The sequence below is a fragment of the Arthrobacter sp. MDT2-34-1 genome (genome assembly GCF_059091365.1).
This window is the reverse complement of record NZ_JBNHGO010000001.1, coordinates 983,833-1,002,929: the sequence shown is the minus strand read 5'-3', so window position 1 is coordinate 1,002,929 and position 19,097 is coordinate 983,833. Positions and strand designations below refer to the sequence as shown.

Sequence of the window (19,097 nt, the reverse complement as noted above, 5' to 3'; positions counted from 1 at the left end):
GCATGGCAGGTTCCGGCAAGAACGTGCTGCGCGCCGGGCTGATCGGCCTGGGCATGATGGGCCGCCACCACGCCCGGGTGCTCCGCGAAACCGAGGGCGTGGAACTGGTGGCCGTGGCCGACGCGTACGGCGACCCGCACGGCGCGGCGCCCGGCCTGCCCGTCTTCGGCGGCGTCGAGGAGCTGATCGGGGCCGGGATCGACATCGCCATGTGCGCGGTGCCCACCGGCCTGCATGTGGAAGTCGGAATGGCCCTGGCCGAGGCCGGCGTGCACACCATGGTGGAAAAGCCGATCGCGGACACGGTCGCGGGCGGCGAGAAACTGGCCGCCGCGTTCGAGTCGCGCGGCCTGGTCGGCGCGGTCGGCCATATCGAACGGTACAACCCGGCGCTGCAGTCGCTGCGCGCCCGGCTGGAGGCCGGCGAACTCGGCCTGATCTTCCAGATCGCCACCCGCCGGCAGGGCCCGTTCCCGGCCCGGATCGCCGACGTCGGCGTGATCAAAGACCTGGGCACGCACGACATCGACCTGACCGCATGGCTGGCACAGGCGGGCTACGCATCCGTCAGCGCCAACACCACCATCCGCACCGGCCGCGAGCACGAGGACATGGTGGCCGCCACTGGCCTGCTGGACAACGGCGTGATCACCAGTCATCTGGTGAACTGGCTGTCGCCGACGAAGGAACGCGTCACCGTGGTCACCGGCGAACGCGGCGCCTTCGTGGCCGACACACTGACCGCGGACCTGACCTTCCACGAAAACGGCACCATCAACACCGAGTGGGAGTCCGTGGCGAACTTCCGCGGCGTCTCCGAAGGCAACATCACCCGCCTGGCCATTCCCAAGCGCGAGCCGCTGAAGGTCGAACACGAAGCCTTCCGCGACGCCGTGCTCGCCACCCGCGGCCTGCCGCCCGGTTCCCCGGCTGCCCGGCACGACGGCGATGCCCGCCCCGGCCGCCCGGCGGCCAGCATCGTCACCATGCGGGAAGGGCTGAACACGCTGCGCGTGGCCGAAGCCATGATCGCCAGCGCGAAGGAATCCCGCACCATCGGGCTGCACGCCTGATGGGCCTGCGGATCGTGCTGGCCACCCGGATCTACGCACCGGAGGCCGGCGCCGCCGCCTACCGGCTGGCCGCCACCGTGCGGGCCCTGACCGAGGCCGGCCATCAGGTCACCGTGCTCACCACCCGGCCCCCGCAGGGACTCCGTGCCGCGGCGGGGACCAGCGGCGACGGCGCCCGGATCCTCCGCTGGCCCGTGCTGCGGGACGCCAGCGGCGCCGTGCGGGGCTATCTCCAGTACGCCAGCTTCGACATCCCGCTGTTCTTCCGCCTGCTGGCGCAGAAACCCTTCGACGTGCTGCTCGTCGAGCCGCCGCCGACCACCGGCGTGGTGGTCCGGGCCGCGGCCGCGCTGCGGCGGCGTCCCTACGTGTACTTTTCCGCCGACGTCAGCTCCGATGCGGCGGCCGGAATCGGAGTGCACCCGCAGGTGGTCAAGGTGCTGCGGGCAGTGGAACGCTGGGTGGTGACCGGAGCAGCCGGCGTCCTGAGCATCTCGACCGGCGTGACCCAGGCGCTGGCGCGGCTGACCTCCGGACGCGCCAGGGTGGCCGAGGTGGGCACCGGCATCGACACCGGCACCTTCAGCCTGCACGGGCCCCGGGATGCGCACCCCGGCCCCACCTTCGTCTACGCCGGCACCATGTCCGAAATCCAGGGCGCCGGCGTGTTCGTGGACGGATTCCTCAAGATCTCGGACCGGTACCCTCACGCGCGGCTGCTGATGTACGGCGGCGGCGTGGAGCTGGAGGAGCTGCGCCGGCGGGCGGCACCGGCGGGGGAGCGCATCCGCTTTATGGGAACGGCCGACGGCGGCACGATCGCCGGCGCGCTGCGCTCCGCTACCGCGGGGCTGGCCTCCGTGCGGCCGGCCCGCGGCTATGACTTCGCCTTCGCCACCAAGGCCTTCGTCTCGCTGAGCTGCGGCACGCCCGTGGTCTATGCCGGCGTCGGGCCGCTGCGGCAGCTGGTGGCCGACCACGGGCTGGGCCAGAGCGTGGACTGGGACGCCGGCCAGGTGGCCGAGGCCCTGGCCGTGGCGCTGGAACGGACCCCGGACGACGCCGAGCGCCGCCGGCTGTCCGACTGGGTCGAGCGGAACTACTCGCTGCGCAGCGTGGGGGCCCGCGCCGCCGAGGCCCTCGCGGGTGCCGCGAAAGACTTCCGACCGCGCTGACGCCGGCTCCGGCAGCGCGTCGGCAGGGTCGCGGGAGTGCCTCCGGCGGTGGCGCGGTCAGGGGGTCCGCAGCCCCGAAAGGATTCCTTCGGCGACGGCCTCGATCAGGGCGTCAGCAGGGCCGCGAGGATGCCCCTGGTGACGGCCTCGTCCTCGGCCGAGCTGAGCGCCGCGGCGGCTCCGTGGGCGTTGGCCTTGTACTTGTCCACCTGTTCCGTGGTCAGCGACGCCAGCGCCCGGGCCAGCGACTCGGTGCTGAAGTCCTCGGTCACCACGCCCAGGTCGTAGGCCTTCATCAGCGCCGCGGTCTCCGGGGACGGGCTGAACACCAGCGCCAGCCGCGCCTGGACGAAATCGAAGAACTTGTTCGGCAACATGAACCGGTGGTTCATCGTCTGCGGCGGAAGGGAAAAGACCCCGACGTCATAGGCATTGAGCGTTGCCGGCAGATCTTCCGGCGGCACCGCGTCGTGGAAGGTGATGCGTTCGTCGCCGTCGGCCAGGTCCTTGAGCTGCTGCCAGTAGCGCCCGCCGTCACGCGCCTTGACCAGGTACAGATCCAGCGTGAAGCGGTCATCGAGCAGCTTTACGGCGTTGATGGTGCCTTCCAGATTGCGGCCTGGTACCGCGGCGCCGCTGTGGACCAGGCGGATCTTCCCCGGCACGGGGGCCGACGGGTCAAGATATCGGAACGGCCCCGCGTTGCGGACCACCTCCACCGTGCAGCCGAACTGGTCCGCATACATCCGGGCGATCGATCCGTTAACGGCGGTGACCGCGGCGCTGATCGGCAGGTACTTTGCGCAGAGCCTGTGCATATACGGCGCGACCAGCAGCCGCCAGGGCAGTACATGGGAGCGTTCCTCCGGCGCCCACTCGTGCATGTCTCCCCACACCGGTGCCCCCTGCGCCACGGCGTGGGCCAGGGGCAGGGCGCGCGCCTCATTCGCCACGACCAGGTCGAAGCGGCGTCCCGCCACCAGTTCGCGGGCCTGCTTGATGGCGGGGGCAGCCAGCTCCACCGCAGAATACAGGCGCAGCGCCAACAGCAGCACACCCAGCGGCGTCTGCGGCAGCGAGGGCAGCGACGCGTCGATTTCGAGGTGGTGGGTGGCTCCGGGGGGCCGCTTGCCATAGCTGAGCGTGGTGACCTCACCGGCTTCGGCCAACAGCTTGACTTGCCGCAGCACCCGGGAATCGGCCTGGATATCCGAGAACGAGATACACAGGATCTGCTGGGCCACCACTGCTCCTTGTCGCTGACGCCGGGCGAATGCCGGACACTGAAAGATTACCGTCCGGGAATCGGTCCGCCGCGGCGCGACGGTGCACCGGGCGCGCCGGACCGCGGCGCGAGGGGAGGATGCGGGTCTGGGCTGCAGGCCTCCGGCCCAGGGCAGCCGGGCTCAGGGCAGCCCTGCGGACCCCGGGCCGCGGCAGGGGCCCGGGCGGGGCCCGGAGCCCCGGGTGGCGTTCAGGACGCCGGGCTAGGATGGCGATAAGCCGCACCGAGCCGGCTGCAGCCCACCAAGATCCGGGAGCCCCGTGAAGATCGCGATCACCAAGAGCACGTTGCGGATTCCGCCAACGTACTTCGCCACGGCGCACGCCGAGCGGTTGAAGGACAGGCACGACTTCCGTGTCTTCACGCTGGTGGCCGAGATCGAGGATTCGTCCGTCACGATCCCGGTGACGGACTTCGTTCCGGTGCCGCGGCTGGGCTTCCGGCGCCGCGAGCTCATGATGCCCGCTTTCATGCCGGCCATGACCGTGGCAGTGGGCCGGTTTGAACCGGACATCATCCATCAGCACTTTGCCACCTGGTCGACGCCCGCCGTCAAGGCCTCCATGGTGTCCGGGACGCCGCTCATCACGACCATGCACGGCTCCGACATGGTCTCGCTGGGGAATCCCGCGGACACGGTGATGGCCCGGTGGCACCACCGGAACGTCCTGGCCGCGGCGGCGCACAGCACCCGCATCCTGGTGGTCAGCAACTACATGGCCGGCCGTGCCGCGGAGCTGGACCTGGACACCGCGAAAATCCAGGTGCATTACCAGGGCGTCGATACCGACTATTTCGAGCCAGTCCGCTACGAGGCCGATGAAGTGCCGGTGGTGCTCTTCGTCGGCCGGTTGAACACGCAAAAGGGCATCCGGGATCTGTTGGACGCCTCCCTGGCCGTCTGGCGCAAGGCCCGGCACCGGCTGGTGGTGATCGGGGACGGGCCCTTGCGGGACACCGTCGCCGAGCAGGCCGCCAGCCATCCGCACATCGACTACCTGGGCCGCCAGGACAGGAGCGCGATCCGCTCCTGGCTGCAGCGGGCGCATGTCCTGGTGGCCCCCAGCCAGGAAGCCGGCGGCGCCCGGGAGGCGGCCGGACTGGTGCTGCTGGAAGCCCAGGCGTGCGGCACTCCCGTGCTGGCGTACCGCAGCGGGGGCATTCCCGAAATGATGGACGACGGCGTCACCGGCCTGCTGGCACCGGAAGCCGAGTACAACCAGTTGCAGGACGGGTTGCAGCAACTGCTGCAGCTGGGCAGCGCGGAGTACCTGGCCATGCGCCGAGATGCGCGCAAGTTCGTCGTGGATCAGCGGAGCCTGGCGGGCAGCGTGCGGGAGCTGGACGGCCACTATCGCGACGTGGCAGCCCAGCGGCCGGCCGCCGGATGGCAGGGCCCGCCGCCGCCGGAACAGCCGTGACCATTCCCTGTGTGGAATACTAGGCGGGTGAGTCGCTGCTGGGTCGTCGTGCCGATGTACAACGAGGCCACCGTCGTCGGTTCAGTCATTCAGGAGCTGCTCGAAACCTTTCCCCACGTGGTCTGCGTGGACGATGGCAGCACCGACGATTCCGCCGCCCTGGCCCGCAAGGCCGGCGCCGTCGTCGTTGCCCACCCGGTGAACCTGGGCCAAGGCGCCGCCCTGCAGACCGGAATCGAATATGCCGTGCAGGATCCGCAGCTGGACGCGGTCATCACGTTTGATGCGGACGGCCAGCACCGGGTCCAGGACGCCGCGGCGATGCTGGCGCGGATCAGGGCCGGCGAAGCGGACGTGGTGCTCGGTTCCCGCTTCCTCGACGGGCGGGGCGAGGTCTCGGCGCTCAAGCGCATGGTCCTGCGCACGGCGGCCATCCAGTCCCGGATTTCCACCGGCTACCGCCTGACCGATGCCCACAACGGGCTCCGTGCCATCTCCGCCGACGTGGCCCGGAAGATCCATCTGACCCAGAACCGGATGGCGCACGCCTCCGAACTGGTTCACCAGTTCGCCGCCCTCGATGCCCGGGTGGTGGAGCAACCGGTACACATCGTCTACACGGAATATTCCAAGTCCAAGGGGCAGTCCCTGCTCAACGGCATCAACATCCTCGCTGACCTCTTCTTCCGGTGAACCCATGCTCATAGTTGTCCAAATCGTCCTGGTCCTGGCCGTCGCCCTCGGCGCGCTGGCGCTGATGCGCGGCGGCCAGAACGCCCGGCACCAGGCCGTGCGCCGCATCCTGCTGATGCTCTTCGCGGTCATGGCCGCGCTGTCCGTGTTCTTCCCGGGCATCCTGACCGCCGTGGCGAATGCGCTGGGCATCGGCCGCGGCACCGATCTGGTGCTGTACGGGCTGATCGTGTGCTTCCTGATCTACATGGCGAGCTCGTTCCAGCGCACCCGGCAACTCGAGGAGCGGATCACCAAGCTGGCCCGGCGCATCGCCCTGGACGAGGTGCCCAAGCCGGATGACGTGGCCGGACCGAGCGACGCGGCACCCCCCGGAAGCGGGACGTGAGCGTGCCGGAGAACCTTGGCCGAGACGGCGGTTTCGAAGCCGAGATCGTGATCGCCGTCCATACCGCTGACCGGCCCGTCCGCCGCGCCGTGGACTCGGTCCTGGCCGCAGCGCCCGGCCGCGTCGGCGCCACGGTGGTGTGCCACAACATGGACCCGAATCCCGTGCGCGGGCAGCTGGCCGGTCTGCCGGAGACCGTCCGGGTGCTGGAACTGGCCGACGGGATACCGTCTCCGGCCGGGCCGTTCAACCACGGGCTGGGCCAGGCCCGGGCAGAATTCGTCGGCATTATGGGATCCGACGACACGCTGGAGCCCGGCTCGGTGTCCGCTTGGCTGGACGCCGCGCACGCCACGGGCGCGGTCGCCGTCGTCGCACCGCTCCGCTACCGCGGAGGCGCACGCATCCTCACGCCCCGCGCCCGAGTGATCAGGGGCCCGCTGGTGGATCCGCTCCGCGACCGCCTGGCCTACCGGACGGCACCCCTGGGACTGATCCGGCGCGAGGCGGTCGGCCGGTTGGGCCTGCGGCTGACCGAAGGGCTGCGCACCGGGGAGGACCTGGAATTCGGCCTGCGCCTGTGGTTCTCCGGCGAAAAGCTCGCCTACCCGGCCCGCGCCCCGGCGTACCTGGTGGGACAGGACGCGGACGAACGCGTCACCGCCGCCGTGCTGCCGCTGCGCGCCCAATTCCAGGACGTCGAGTCGCTGGTGTCCGGGGACTGGTTCCAGTCGCTGCCGGCCGCCCGGCGCGAGGCCATCGCGGTGAAGCTGCTGCGCGGCCACGTCGTCAGCGCGGCGCTGCGCCGCGGTGCGGGCTTCGCCTGGGGAGCCGAGGACCGGGAGGCGATGTCCGCCGTCGTCCGCTCCCTAATCAACGCCGCGCCCGGGGCGCCGCGCCTGCTGGGCGCCCCGGACGAACGGCTGCTGCTGGCCCTGCGGGATGCGGCCTCCGCCGCGGACCTTGCCTCGGAGATACGACGGCGGGAGGCCGCCGGCGCGCTGCGGCGCACCTTCACCCGGCGCTGGCCGGACAACGCCCGGCGCGAAGCCCCGCTGCGGACCAACCTGAACTCGCTCGCGTTCACCGCCGCCTGCCGGCTCCGCGATGCCCGGCTGCAGGCAAGCCCGGCCGCCGCGGCGGGACGCCCTGCCGGGGCCAGCGGCTCCTCCGCCGCCCCGGAATCCGCCAGCCCCGACGTTAGGCAGCCCCGTGACTGATGCCCGATCCCTGCTGGTCCTCTCGTTCTCGCCGCTGCGCAGCGACCCGCGGGTGCTCAAGCAGATCACCCTGTTCAAGGACAAGTACCGGGTCTTCACCTGCGGCTACGGCCCCGCACCGGACGGCGTCGCCGGGCACTTCGAGCTGGACACCGCGCTGGCCAGCTGGCCGCGCGATCCCCGGCGGCTCGCCCTGCGCCGCTACGTGGACGTGTATTGGAACATCGCCGCCGTCGCGCAGGCCCGGAAGCTGCTGCGCGGCCAGCGCTTCGACGCGGTCCTGGCCAACGACACCAACACCGTCCCGCTGGCGCTCAGCCTGCAATCCGACCACGGCGTCCACGCCGACCTGCACGAGTTCGCGCCGAAAGAGCACTTCAACAAACCGGCCTGGCGGGCGCTGGTCGCCCCCTACGTGCGCTGGCTCTGCCGCACCTACCTGCCGGCCGTGCGCTCGGTGACCACGGTGGCGGAGGGCATCGCCGAGCAGTACACCAAGGACTTCGGCGTCGCCGCCTCCGTGGTCACCAACGCCGCGCCCTACGCGGACCGGCAGCCGCGGCCCACCGGCGCGAAGATCCGGATGATCTACAGCTCCGCCGGACAGCGCTACCGCAAGATCGAAGACATCATGGAGGCCATGCGCGGCGCGCCCGAGCACCTGGAGCTGGACCTGATCGTGATGCCCAACGAGCCGGCCTACGTGGCCGAGCTCAAGGCCCTCGGCGAGGAACTGCCGCGGGTGCGGTTCCGCGAGCCGGTCCCGTACGACCGGCTGGTGGACACCGTGGCCGAATACGACGTCGCCGTCTCCATCATCCCGCCCACCAACTTCAACCTGGCCCACGCGCTGCCGAACAAGTTTTTCGAGGCGGTCCAGGCCCGCACCGGGCTGATCATCGGGCCCTCGCCGGCCATGGAGACGCTGCTGCGCCGGCACGGGCTGGGTGCGGTCACCGCCGGCTTCACGCCCGCGGCCCTGGTGGAGGTGCTCAAGACCCTGACGCCGCAGCTGGTGGACGGGTGGAAGGCCAACGCGCACGCCGCCGCCCGTGAGCTGTCCTCCGAGCACCAGATCAAGGGCTGGGAGCAGGCCGTGGACCGTCTCTTCGCCCGGCAGGAGGCCTGAGCGGTGGCGGCAGAACCGCGCGTCCTGCACATCTACGACGCCGCCGACGTCGGTGCCACCCTGGTCAAGTACGGCCGGCGGGCGGGGCGTCCGTGGCGGCACTTCAACGTCATCCCGCCGGAAGGCGCGCCGTCGTCGGCCGTGGGCCGGGCGGGGAAGCTGGCCGCCGGTGCCGTGTGGCAGGCCCGGCGGGCGGCCGCCATTCTGCGGTCGGACCTGCTGCATGTGCACTCGGGGTCGCGGATCGGCGTCGTGCGGTCCAGACCGGTCAAGCCCTTCGTGCTGCATTTCCACGGCACGGATATCCGCACCCAGTACTACGATCCCGTCCGCCGGCCCGCGCTGCAGTGGGGCGCCGACCACGCCGTGAAGGTGCTGTACTCCACCCCCGACCTGCGCGAACACGCGGAATCGGCCCGCCCCGACGCCGTGTACCTGCCGAACCCGGTGGACCTGGAGGAACTGCCCGAGTGGCGGCCCGCCGAGCGGCCGCGGATCGTTTTCGCTTCCCGCTGGGATGACTCCAAGGGCGGCCGGCGGCAGCTGGAGCTGGTGCGTGCCCTGCAGGTTGCCGCCGGCGCAGAGGTGGAGCTGCAGGGGCTGGAGTGGGGCGGCGGCGCCTCCCGGGCGGCGGAACTCGGCGTCGTGATGGTGCCGAAGATGCCCAAGCCCGCGTACCTGCGTTGGCTCGCGTCGGCGCACGTGGTGATCGGCCAGGCGGCCGGCATCCTGGCCATGAGCGAACTGCAGGCCATCGGCATCGGTGTTCCCGTGGTGATGCAGCCTGGGGAGGGGTACTACCTGTCGCCTCCCGTGCTGCAGGGGGAGTCGGCCGACGCGCTCGCGGCTGCGGCCGCGGCGGCGCTGGAGAACCCGTCCCGCACGTCCGCGGCCCTGGGCGGCCGCGCCTGGCTCGGCGAACACCACGACCCGGTTCGCCTGGTGCAGCGGCTGGCAGGACTTTACGCCGAGGCCGCGGCCGGATAGACCGGCCGGCTCCTGCCCGCGGGCCTGGAGCTGCCGGGCGGCGGGCGCCGGCTCAGCGGTGTTCTTCCACCGGCTTCCCGGTCTTGCCGAGGCCGGCGAGGGCGGCCTGTTCGGCGAAGTCCGGCACGGTGGCCACCACCTCGTCGAAGATTCCGGCAGCGGCCACCGTTCCGCCGCGCATGAAGAACACGATGTCGGCGTCGCGGATCGTCGCCAGGCGGTGCGCCACGGTGATGACGGTGACGTCACCGTGCAGCTGCCGGATCGCCGTCGTCACGGCCGCCTCGGTGGCGGTGTCGAGCGCCGAGGTGGCCTCGTCCATGACGAGCACCCGAGGGTTGTCGTAGAGGGCGCGGGCGATGCCGAGCCGCTGCCGCTGCCCGCCGGAGAGTGCCATGCCGCGCTCGCCGACCAAGGCGTCCAGGCCGCCGTCGCGGCCCAGCACCGTGTCCAGCAGCTGCGCGCGCCGCAGCGCAACGGTCACGCGCTCGCGATCCACGCGAGACTGGTCCCACGCGAGGGCGACGTTCTGCGCGATCGAGGCATCGAAGAGCGAGACCTCCTGGGGGACGTAGCCGATTCGCCGCCGCCAGGAATCCAGCACGAACTCCATTGGCTCGCCGCCCACCAGGATGCGCCCGCGGCTCGGCTCGAGCAGGCCCAGGAGCAGGTCCACCATCGTCGACTTGCCGGCGCCGGACGCCCCGACGAAGGCCACGTGGCTGCCGGCCGGAATCCGGATGTTCACGTCGTGCAGGGCCGGCGCCGCGGTATCCGGGTAGCTGAAAGCGACGTCCTGCAGCTCGATGTCGGCGGCGTTGTCCGGAAGCTCGTGCTGCGGGCGCTCGTCGCGCAGCCGGGACATTTCCGCCTCGCCCTCGTGGATGTCCTCGACGATCTGCCGGGCGAAGGACGCGCTGGTATTCACGGAGGACTGCACGGCCTGCATGCGCGTCAGCGAGGGGATCAGCCGGAAACCGGCGACGGCGAACAGCCCGACGGCGCTGACCGCCCCGGCCGGTCCGCCGGTCAGGTAGCCCACGCCGCCCAGCAGCGCGAAGCCCAGGACCAGGGCGGTCTCCAGCACGTAGCGCGGGATCTGCGAGATCTGGATGGCGCCGGCACGCGCTATCGAGGACTTGGTGCGGGTGCCGTGCACCTGTTCCTGCACCTCGGGCCCGCGGCCGGCCAAGGTGATTTCCTTGAGCGCGCCCAGCGCCTCGTACAGGGTTTTGGCGGTGCGATTGGACCATTCGCGGTTCTCCCGCCCGATGGCCACGGCGCGCGGGGAGATCACCTTGGCCAGCAGCAGCGCCACCAGGCCCAGGTAGATCATGGTCACCACCGCGATCAGCGGCTGGGCCACGAACAGCACGACGACGACCGCCACCAGGGTGCCCAGCTCGCCGAACAGGCTCATCGCCGGCATCAGGACACCCGAGACGGTGATTCCCACGCCCACGTCCACGGAGCGCACGATCTCGGCCGAATTGCGGCCGAGGCGCTTCTCCCACGGAGAGGCGAGGTAGGCGGCAAAGAGGCGGTCGCCGATGGCCACCTCGTGCCGGGCAAAGCGCTTGGTGGCGAAGCGCAGCAGCAGGACGGCCAGCACTCCCTTCAGCACGATCAGCAGGCAGATGAACGCCAGCAGCGGCAGGGCCAGCCCGTTTTCGGCGACGTTGCCCACGACGGGCAGCTCGGCGTCGGAGCTGCCCACGAGGGCCGGCAGGAGGGCGGCGATCAACCCCAGGGCGACGACGTCCAGCAGTGCCAGCGCCGCCGACGCCGCGCCGTAGCCGGTCAGGAAACGCCGGCTGCCCTCGGGCAGGGTACGCAGCAGCGGCACAAGAACGTCGAGGATGCTTTTCATACTGCCCCTCAGCCTATTCCATCGCGCCCTTATCACCCGCGACGACTACTGGCCAGCGGCGGATCGAAGATGGGACGGTTTTTCCACAATCGGGATGCGGGGGCTGGCCGGTCCGAAGACCGGCCGCTAGGGTCGGTGGACACCCTGCCGCAAGTCTCAGCTTCGCGCGGCGGGGGTTGCGCCCGAACTCTGAGGGGGGAGAAGGGATGGAGGGACTCCGGATCGTCGAGGGGGAGGTCCGAGAGCTGATCCGCCAACGAGGCCTGGACCCTGTCCGCCAAGGTCCGGAGGTCCGACGGCTGGTCGAAGCCGCGGTGACCGACTATGACGAACGGTCCTTGCTGGGATCTCTTCCGCCGCTCGGACCCTTGGATGCTGCACGCAAGTACGTTTTTGACGCCGTGGCCGGGTTCGGTCCGTTGCAACCGCTGCTGGACGACCGCTCGATCGAAGAAATCTGGATCAACTCTCCGTCCGAGGTCTATGTAGCCCGAGGCGGCGAATCCGAACTGACGTCCGTCTCGCTCACCCAGCAGCAGGTGGCGGACCTGGTGGAGCGGATGTTGAAGTCGTCCGGGCGCCGCCTGGACTTGTCAGCGCCCTTCGTAGATGCGGCTCTTCCGGACGGATCGAGGCTGCATGTTGTCATTCCGGACATCACCCGCCGGCATTGGGCGGTCAACATCAGGAAGTTCATCGCCCGTGCTTCGCGGTTGGAACATCTGGTCGAACTGGGCTCGCTGACGCCGGAAGCATCCCGATTCTTGGGAGCGGCGGTCAGCAGCGGACTGAACATCCTCGTGTCAGGAGCAACGCAGGCGGGCAAAACCACCATGCTCAACTGCCTGGCTGCCGCTATCGGCAGCCGGGAGCGGGTGGTCACGGTGGAGGAGATCTTTGAACTGCAACTGCCCCTGCGCGACGTCGTGGGGCTGCAGTGCCGGCAACCGAATCTTGAAGGGGAGGGCGCCATACCGCTGCGGCGGCTGGTCAAGGAGGCACTGCGCATGAGGCCCGACCGGCTCATTGTCGGTGAGGTCCGGGAGGCCGAAAGCCTTGACATGCTCGTGGCACTCAACAGCGGGTTACCGGGGATGTGCACGGTCCATGCCAACAGCGCGCACGATGCCATCACCAAGATTTGCACCCTGCCGCTGCTGGCTGGGCAGAACATCTCGTCCGCCTTCGTGGTTCCTACTGTGGCATCGTGCATCGACCTGGTGGTCCACTGTGTCCGTCGGCCGGACGGCAGGAGGCAGGTCGCGGAAATCGTTTCGTTGGGCCGACGGGTGGAGAACGGGATTATCGAAACGTCCACGTTGTTCAGCAGCCAGGGCGGCCAGCTTGAGGTGAGTCCGTCTGCCAGCCCCGCGGAGGAGAAGTTCGCGCGCGCGGGATATGAAGTCATGCAGCTGTTGGAACCGGTGCCATGACGACGGCGGCGGGGCTCCTTGGCGGCGTGGGGCTCTTTTTGATTTGGTGGTCGTGCTGGGAAAAACCGCCCCCGCAGGTGCGGCTGAAGCGGCCGGGCCGGCTCCAGCGGATGATCAGCCAGGCAGGCATCGAGAGGGTGTCGCCGAGCGCGCTGATAGCGAGCTGCGTGGCAATGGCAGCTGCGACTTTCCTGATGGTGTTTGCACTCGCAGCGTCCGGTCCCATCGCAGCCTGTTTCGGCTTGTTCGGGGGATGGCTCCCGTTCGCCCTGGTGAGTTGGAGGGCTCGCCGCCGCGCCGCCGTCTTGCGCGAAATCTGGCCGGACGCCGTTGACCACCTCCGGTCGGCCATCCGGGCAGGACTCTCGCTGCCCGAGGCGCTGGTGCAGTTGGGAACGCGAGGTCCGGTGGAGCTGCGGCCGGCCTTCAGCGAATTTGCCTCCGACTACCGAGCGGGCGGGAATTTCGACGACGCGCTGGAGCGGCTCAAAACAAGGCTGTCCGATCCGGTGGCCGACCGCATCGTGGAGGCCCTGCGCTTGACTCGTGAGGTCGGCGGTACCGACTTGGGCAGGTTGCTCGGGACGCTGGCGGATTTCCTCCGCGACAGCGCTCGGACCCGCAGTGAACTGGAGGCCCGCCAATCCTGGACTGTCAACGCCGCCCGGCTCGCTGTTGCCGCGCCTTGGATCATCTTGATGCTGTTGGCTACCAGGCCGGAAGCTGTGGCTGCCTACAACACGACCGCAGGGGCGGCCGTCCTGCTGGGCGGGCTCGTGGTGTCGATCGTGTGTTATCGACTGATGCTGCGCATTGGGTCGCTCCCCGAAGAGGAGCGGGTGCTCCGGTGAATCACACAGCTGCAACGACGGCGTTATTGGGCATCACGTTGGGTCTCGGCCTCTGGCTGACGGTCGTCCGGCTGCCGTTCGCACGCCGCAGGCGTTTCGCGGACCGGATCGCCCCGCAGTTGAAGTCGATCGAGATGAAGTCGCGGCTGCTCGACGGCGGACAGGGAAACATCACCCCGTTTGGCCCCCTGGAACGGATTTTTCGCCCGGTGCTCCGTGACTCGGTCACCTGGCTTGGAAAGTTCAATTTCGGTTCCACCTTGTTGTCCAAGCGGTTGCTGCAGGCCGGACGCAGACAGGGAACCGTCGATTTCCGTGCTGAACAATTGCTGTGGGCGGCGGCGGGTTTCGTCATCGGCGTTGCGTGGACGATTACCTCGGCGGCAGGAAATTCGCTGGACCCGGTACTTGCGGTGATTGTCACCCTGGGCCTGGCTATGGGCGGGTTCATGATGCGGGATTACCTTCTGAGTGTCCAAATTCGACGCCGTGAGGAAAAGATGCTGGCGGAATTTCCCAGCCTGGCGGAGTTGATGGCACTTGCGGTCAGCGCTGGAGAGAGCGCTACGGGAGCACTCGAGAGGATCTGCCGCAGCGCCCAGGGCGAACTCGCCGGCGAATTTGCGGTGGTGCTCGCACAAACGCGATCCGGTATGCCGATGTTGACGGCCTTGCAGGACTTTTCACACCGCACCCGCTTGCCAGCGCTGGTGCGGTTCGTTGACGGAATCACCGTGGCCGTCGAGCGCGGAACTCCGCTGGCGGACGTCCTGCGGGCGCAGGCCCAGGACGTGCGCGACATGGCGAAGCGGAACCTGATGGAGTCGGCCGGAAAGAAGGAAATCGGCATGATGGTGCCGCTGATTTTCGGGGTCTTGCCGCTGACCGTGCTGTTCGCCGTGTATCCGGGCCTGGCGCTGATCAATCTCGGCTGGTGAAGTCCACCGAGGAATTTTCTCACTGGGGGTCAAAGGGAAGGAACTACACCATGATGAAACTCCCGCTCATGTTCACCGTCACGATTTCACTGCTGTGGAGCGGAGGTCTGGATCGATTACGTCGTGCGGCGCAGGCCGAAGATGGCGAACGCGGAGATGTGCCGGGGTGGGTGATGATCACCTTGATGTCGGCCGTGCTCGTGGCAGGCATCCTGGCCCTGGCCAAACCGGCTTTGGAAGGACTGTTCAACGACGCCATCGGCCGCGTGACCCAGCCCTGACATGGGATCAAGGGAAAGGGCCGGCAGAGCGCGGCCGTCCACCGCTGCCGGCGTCGGCAGCGGTTCCGCTCCGGGCCGGGACCGTTCCGACCGAGGCTCCGCAAGCGTGGACTTCGTGTTGGTGGGCGGTGTCCTCACCCTGATATTCGTGTCGATCATGCAGCTGAGCCTGGTCCTGCACGTGCGCAACACGCTCATCGACGCCGCGGGGTCGGGTGCTCGCTACGGAACCTTGGCCGATCGAGGCGCCGCCGACGCGCACGAAAGGACGGTTGACTTGATCTCGGCTTCGCTGACCGACACTTACGGCCAGGATGTCCACGTTGAAGAGATTGTGCGGTCCGGCGTCCCCACGTTACGGGTGACGGTCCGGGCTCCGCTGCCTGCGCTCGGACTGATCGGTCCCGAAGGTGCGCTGGAGGTTCACGGTCATGCGGCTCTTCCGCGCTGACGGGGCACCACGCGGGGCGCCGGGCTCAGGGGCGGCCCGGACCCATCCCGAAACTTGCCGGAGGAGTGCGGTGACGGACCTGCGGCGGCGACTAAAGGACTGCCTGCAGGGAGAGGAACCGGAACGGGGGAGCGCCGTCGTCGAATTCGTGTTCCTGGGAACGCTGCTCCTGGTTCCGGTGGTCTATTTCGTCATCGCGGTCTCACAGGTGCAGGCCGCGTCGTTCGCCGTCGTGAATGCCGCGGACCAAGCGGCGAAAGTGTATGCGGGGTCGGATGAGGCCGCAGCTGCCGGCCAGGCCGCGCAGCAGGCGGCGCTCTTGGCTGCCGGGGACTTCGGTCTTGGCATGGAGCGCGTGGATATCAGGATTAGTTGCGGCAATGGAGCGTGTTTGGAAGCGGGCTCTTGGGTCACCACGGAAGTTTCGATTTCGATCCCGTTGCCGTTGCTGGACGGCACGGGCCTCACCATGGCGACGGTAAATTCCTCGGCAACCCAGATAGTGGAACGGTACCGATGATGCCCGAGAGGCCTTCAGGCGCCCGGACTTCCGTTTGCATCAACAACGGCGCAGGAGATCGAAGGGCCAGAAACGATGATCAGGGGCAGGTGTTGGTTCTGCTCATCGGCTTTGTGTTGCTGAGCCTGTTGATCCTGACCGTGGTGATGGGTGCCTCCGCCGTGTATGTCGAGCGGAAGAAGTTGCTGTCGGTTGCGGATGGGGCCGCGTTGGCTGCCGCAGACACTTTCACCTTGGCCGACGTCGAATCGGGTTCCGGAACGCCCGTGCCGACGCTGGACGACGGGTCCGTAAGGGGCTCCGTCTCTCGGTACTTGTCCGACACCGGCGCATACGGCAGGTTTGACCAGCTGACCGTAGGCGGCGACACCGGCTCTCTGGAGCAGCGCACTGCGCACGTGGTGCTGAGCGCGGTCGTCCGGCCGCCCGTGGTCAACTTCATGATTCCTGCAGGTATACCGATTACAGTTTCCAGCGATGCGCGCTCGGAACTCAGGCGCTGAGGTTCCAGCCCGAAGTCTGCCGGGCGCCGATGAGCAACTGGCCCACCTGGCTGCTTGTACTAGAAGGGCATCACGGTGGTTAGGTATCCGTAGTACCGGCCCGGCACCGGTCGCAGGGGGTCACCGATGAACCCATACTGGGGATTCTCTTGGTTGTACTCGGCGACCACTGCACGGAATTGCTCTATCACGGCCGTCCCGTCTCCCTGGCAGACCCCGCTCTCAAGGCACCGGGCCACCGAGCCGGCGACGATTGGACTGGAAAAGCTGGTGCCGTGTGAGTTCGCGTACCGGTCGCCCGGGACCGTAGAGGTCATGCACACCCCGGGAGCTGCGACGGTGTGCTCCTGGTCGGCAGGCTGCGTGGCGAAGTTGGAGAAGAGGGCGAACTCGTCGTCGGGGGTGGGAAAAGGGTATCCGCTGCAGTTCGCTGTTGCCATCCCACCGGGGCGGCCGTCGAAGTCGGCCATGGCGGTGGCGGTGAGCACCTCGTCATACGCGGCCGGAACAGTGTTCGAGAAGTCCGCGGTCTCGTTGCCGGCCGCGACCGTCCAGACCACCCCCTGCTCGGCGCCTTGGCAAATCATTTGGTGCAGGGGATCGACTCCGTTGCCGCAGGTTCCCTGCTCTTGGCCGGGGCTGCCGATGCTGATGTTCGCCACCCTGATGTCGTTGCCCGGGTCCTCATCCGTGTGAGTGGAGACCACCCAATCGGCGCCGCAGAGTAGGGCACTTTCTGTGATGGTGCCGTCGTCTGCGATAACCCGGACGGACCACAGCGGGGCGCCGCTCGCGGTGCCGATGATCCCGGCGTTGTTGTTCTTCGCGCCAAGGATCCCGGCGACCATGGTTCCGTGCCCGAACAGGTCGACGGGAGCTACCTCGACCGGAGTACCGGACGAGCAGTCCACCCCGCCGCGCACGTTCAAGTCGGGATGGGTGCTGTCGATACCGGTGTCGATCACGGCGGCGTTGACCGTAATTTGCCGACCGTCCTCGGCCGCCTCCTCTGTTGTGCCGCCGACCCGCAACCACCCGGGCGGGAGGAATTCGGCGCCGCTGGTTCCGTTATTCGCGCCGCCCACGTTTTCCGGCAACGCGAATTGCCGCTCGGGCGCAACGAATTTAACGGCCGGGTCGGCGGCGAGCTGCTGCGCCTCCGATGCCGTCATGGTGCCGGAGTATCCCTTCAGCGCGTGTTCGTAGGTGTTGGACCGCGTAAACCCGTACTTCTCCCCGTGGGCCGTGGCGGTGGAATCGACATTCCCGATGCTGTCCTTGAGGACGACCGTGTAGCCGTGTTCTTCTCCCGCGGCGGCGGCGCCCGCGGCGACGGCCCCAGCGGCAGCAGGTTCGGCGGCGGCTGGTCCGGAAGCGGCGACGGCGGTTGCTGCGGCCAGCACGAGAGCGCCGAAGACCCCCAGGATTCTTCGCGATGTGGTTGACCGCGGGCCGTCCTGCCGGCTTTCGGGCTTCTGCCTCTTCCGCAGGCCCTGAACAGATCCGTGACTTTGACTGGGCATTGCAGCCTCCCCCAATAAGTGGATTTAGATCAGGCCCCAACCCCATACGCGGCACCTGCATCCCGCACTCTCCAAAGGTTATTGCACGCGCCCGCGCTTGAGCTAGGGGCTGTCAGGCGCCGTCTTGGCGGGACAGAGGATTCCCCGCCATGGCGTAGGCTGGGAGGACCATGGCTGAGATCGACTTTCCCGCTGAAATCCGCGCCCTGCGCGCCACGTATGAATCCATTGAAGCCGTCTCCGACGCGGAGGCGATCCGCAAAGATATTGCCGAGCTGAGCGAGCAGGCGGGCGTGCCGGATCTGTGGGACGACCCGGCCGCGGCGCAAAAAATCACCTCCAGGCTCTCGCACCGCCAGAGCGAACTGGAACGGCTGGAGAAGCTGGCGGCACGGATCGACGATCTGGAAGTCCTGGTGGAACTGGGCCAGGAGGACGCCGGCGACGCGGACTCCATGGCCGAGGCGGCCAGCGAACTGACCTCGCTCAAGAAGGCGCTCTCCGAACTCGAAGTCGTCACGCTGCTTTCCGGTGAGTACGACGAGCGCGAGGCCGTGGTGACCATCCGCTCCGGCGCCGGCGGCGTTGATGCCGCCGACTTCGCGGAGATGCTGATGCGCATGTACCTGCGCTGGGCGGAACGCCATGGCTACCCGACCCAGGTGCTGGATACCTCCTACGCCGAAGAGGCCGGGTTGAAGTCGGCCACGTTCGAGGTCAAGGCACCCTATGCCTTCGGCACCCTCTCCGTGGAGGCCGGCACCCACCGCCTGGTGCGGATCAGCCCCTTCGACAACCAGGGCCGGCGCCAGACCTCCTTCGCCGCCGTCGAGGTCATCCCGTTGATTGAGCAGACCGACTCGATCGACATCCCGGACAACGAGATCAAGGTGGACGTGTTCCGCTCGTCCGGTCCGGGCGGGCAGTCGGTGAACACCACCGACTCCGCCGTGCGGCTGACCCACATCCCCACCGGGATCGTCGTCTCGATGCAGAACGAGAAGTCCCAGATCCAGAACCGCGCGGCCGCGCTGCGCGTGCTGCAGTCCCGGCTGCTGCTGCTGCAGAAGGAGCAGCAGGACGCCGAGAAGAAAGCGCTCGCCGGCGACGTCAAGGCGTCCTGGGGCGACCAGATGCGCTCCTACGTGCTGAATCCGTACCAGATGGTCAAGGACCTGCGCACCGAACACGAGGTCGGCAACACGGGCGCGGTGCTCGACGGCGAAATCGACGACTTCATCGACGCCGGCATCCGCTGGCGCGCCAACAACCGCAACGCGGAAAACTAGCCAGCAACTGCCTGTCGCGCGAAGCCCGGCCGCTCCACCAGGAGCGGCCGGGCTTTTGTCGTCTGGG

The 19,097-nt window shown here is 68.6% G+C and carries 19 protein-coding genes; 16 read left to right on the top strand and 3 right to left on the bottom strand.

What is annotated here, in order from left to right; all coding sequences use genetic code 11:
* Positions 1-2 precede the first annotated feature (2 nt).
* Positions 3-1,073: a Gfo/Idh/MocA family protein gene (locus AC5RVV_RS04595; protein ID WP_494001280.1), complete on the top strand. Its 1,071-nt coding sequence runs from the start codon at positions 3-5 to the stop codon at positions 1,071-1,073.
* Positions 1,073-2,248, top strand: a complete 1,176-nt coding sequence (locus AC5RVV_RS04590) for a glycosyltransferase (protein ID WP_494000205.1) — start codon at positions 1,073-1,075, stop codon at positions 2,246-2,248. The genes AC5RVV_RS04595 and AC5RVV_RS04590 overlap by 1 nt, the downstream gene beginning before the upstream one ends.
* Before the next feature lie 104 nt (positions 2,249-2,352).
* Here the strand turns inward: AC5RVV_RS04590 and AC5RVV_RS04585 are convergent, their stop codons facing one another.
* Positions 2,353-3,492 carry a glycosyltransferase gene (locus AC5RVV_RS04585; RefSeq protein WP_494000204.1) on the bottom strand — a complete coding sequence of 380 codons (1,140 nt, stop codon included), beginning with the start codon at positions 3,490-3,492 and terminating at the stop codon, positions 2,353-2,355.
* Between the two features lie 301 nt (positions 3,493-3,793).
* Between AC5RVV_RS04585 and AC5RVV_RS04580 the strand changes: the two genes are divergently transcribed.
* The 6 genes from AC5RVV_RS04580 to AC5RVV_RS04555 are packed head-to-tail and all read left to right on the top strand — an operon-like array spanning position 3,794 to position 9,371.
* Positions 3,794-4,954 (top strand): glycosyltransferase, encoded by a 1,161-nt coding sequence (locus AC5RVV_RS04580; RefSeq protein WP_494000203.1) that lies wholly within the window; start codon positions 3,794-3,796, stop codon positions 4,952-4,954.
* Between the two features lie 27 nt (positions 4,955-4,981).
* Complete coding sequence (locus AC5RVV_RS04575) at positions 4,982-5,647, top strand: glycosyltransferase family 2 protein (RefSeq protein ID WP_494000202.1); 666 nt, start codon at positions 4,982-4,984, stop codon at positions 5,645-5,647.
* Positions 5,648-5,651: 4 nt separating this feature from the next.
* Entirely contained in the window at positions 5,652-6,035 is a 384-nt protein-coding gene (locus tag AC5RVV_RS04570; protein WP_494000201.1) for a DUF2304 domain-containing protein, read from the top strand.
* Complete coding sequence (locus tag AC5RVV_RS04565; RefSeq protein ID WP_494000200.1) at positions 6,032-7,255, top strand: glycosyltransferase family 2 protein; 1,224 nt, start codon at positions 6,032-6,034, stop codon at positions 7,253-7,255. Before AC5RVV_RS04570 ends, AC5RVV_RS04565 begins: the two co-directional genes overlap by 4 nt.
* Entirely contained in the window at positions 7,248-8,384 is a 1,137-nt protein-coding gene (locus AC5RVV_RS04560) for a glycosyltransferase (protein ID WP_494000199.1), read from the top strand. Before AC5RVV_RS04565 ends, AC5RVV_RS04560 begins: the two co-directional genes overlap by 8 nt.
* Before the next feature lie 3 nt (positions 8,385-8,387).
* A complete protein-coding gene (locus AC5RVV_RS04555) occupies positions 8,388-9,371 on the top strand; it encodes a glycosyltransferase family protein (RefSeq protein ID WP_494000198.1) in 984 nt (327 codons plus the stop codon).
* Positions 9,372-9,423: 52 nt separating this feature from the next.
* Here AC5RVV_RS04555 and AC5RVV_RS04550 read toward each other — a convergent pair whose 3' ends face one another.
* The gene (locus tag AC5RVV_RS04550) at positions 9,424-11,241 is read right to left on the bottom strand and encodes an ABC transporter ATP-binding protein (protein ID WP_494000197.1); all 1,818 of its coding nucleotides are present in this window, start codon (positions 11,239-11,241) and stop codon (positions 9,424-9,426) included.
* Positions 11,242-11,447: 206 nt separating this feature from the next.
* On the opposite strand from AC5RVV_RS04550, the gene AC5RVV_RS04545 reads away from it, so the two are divergent.
* The 7 genes from AC5RVV_RS04545 (at position 11,448) to AC5RVV_RS04515 (ending at position 16,218) form a co-directional block, all read left to right on the top strand.
* Positions 11,448-12,674: a TadA family conjugal transfer-associated ATPase gene (locus AC5RVV_RS04545; protein ID WP_494000196.1), complete on the top strand. Its 1,227-nt coding sequence runs from the start codon at positions 11,448-11,450 to the stop codon at positions 12,672-12,674.
* Positions 12,671-13,525, top strand: coding sequence for a type II secretion system F family protein (locus tag AC5RVV_RS04540; RefSeq protein ID WP_494000195.1), 855 nt, complete (start codon positions 12,671-12,673; stop codon positions 13,523-13,525). Before AC5RVV_RS04545 ends, AC5RVV_RS04540 begins: the two co-directional genes overlap by 4 nt.
* Entirely contained in the window at positions 13,522-14,463 is a 942-nt protein-coding gene (locus tag AC5RVV_RS04535; RefSeq protein WP_494000194.1) for a type II secretion system F family protein, read from the top strand. The genes AC5RVV_RS04540 and AC5RVV_RS04535 overlap by 4 nt, the downstream gene beginning before the upstream one ends.
* A gap of 53 nt (positions 14,464-14,516) precedes the next feature.
* Entirely contained in the window at positions 14,517-14,744 is a 228-nt protein-coding gene (locus tag AC5RVV_RS04530) for a hypothetical protein (protein WP_494001279.1), read from the top strand.
* Between the two features lie 106 nt (positions 14,745-14,850).
* Positions 14,851-15,195: a TadE family protein gene (locus AC5RVV_RS04525; RefSeq protein ID WP_494000193.1), complete on the top strand. Its 345-nt coding sequence runs from the start codon at positions 14,851-14,853 to the stop codon at positions 15,193-15,195.
* A 70-nt stretch (positions 15,196-15,265) separates the two neighbouring features.
* Complete coding sequence (locus AC5RVV_RS04520) at positions 15,266-15,715, top strand: hypothetical protein (protein ID WP_494000192.1); 450 nt, start codon at positions 15,266-15,268, stop codon at positions 15,713-15,715.
* A gap of 89 nt (positions 15,716-15,804) precedes the next feature.
* Positions 15,805-16,218: a pilus assembly protein TadG-related protein gene (locus AC5RVV_RS04515; RefSeq protein WP_494000191.1), complete on the top strand. Its 414-nt coding sequence runs from the start codon at positions 15,805-15,807 to the stop codon at positions 16,216-16,218.
* A 59-nt stretch (positions 16,219-16,277) separates the two neighbouring features.
* Here the strand turns inward: AC5RVV_RS04515 and AC5RVV_RS04510 are convergent, their stop codons facing one another.
* Positions 16,278-17,621 (bottom strand): S8 family peptidase, encoded by a 1,344-nt coding sequence (locus AC5RVV_RS04510; RefSeq protein WP_494000190.1) that lies wholly within the window; start codon positions 17,619-17,621, stop codon positions 16,278-16,280.
* Between the two features lie 290 nt (positions 17,622-17,911).
* On the opposite strand from AC5RVV_RS04510, the gene prfB reads away from it, so the two are divergent.
* Complete coding sequence (gene prfB, locus AC5RVV_RS04505; RefSeq protein ID WP_494000189.1) at positions 17,912-19,030, top strand: peptide chain release factor 2; 1,119 nt, start codon at positions 17,912-17,914, stop codon at positions 19,028-19,030.
* The last annotated feature ends 67 nt before the right edge of the window (positions 19,031-19,097 follow it).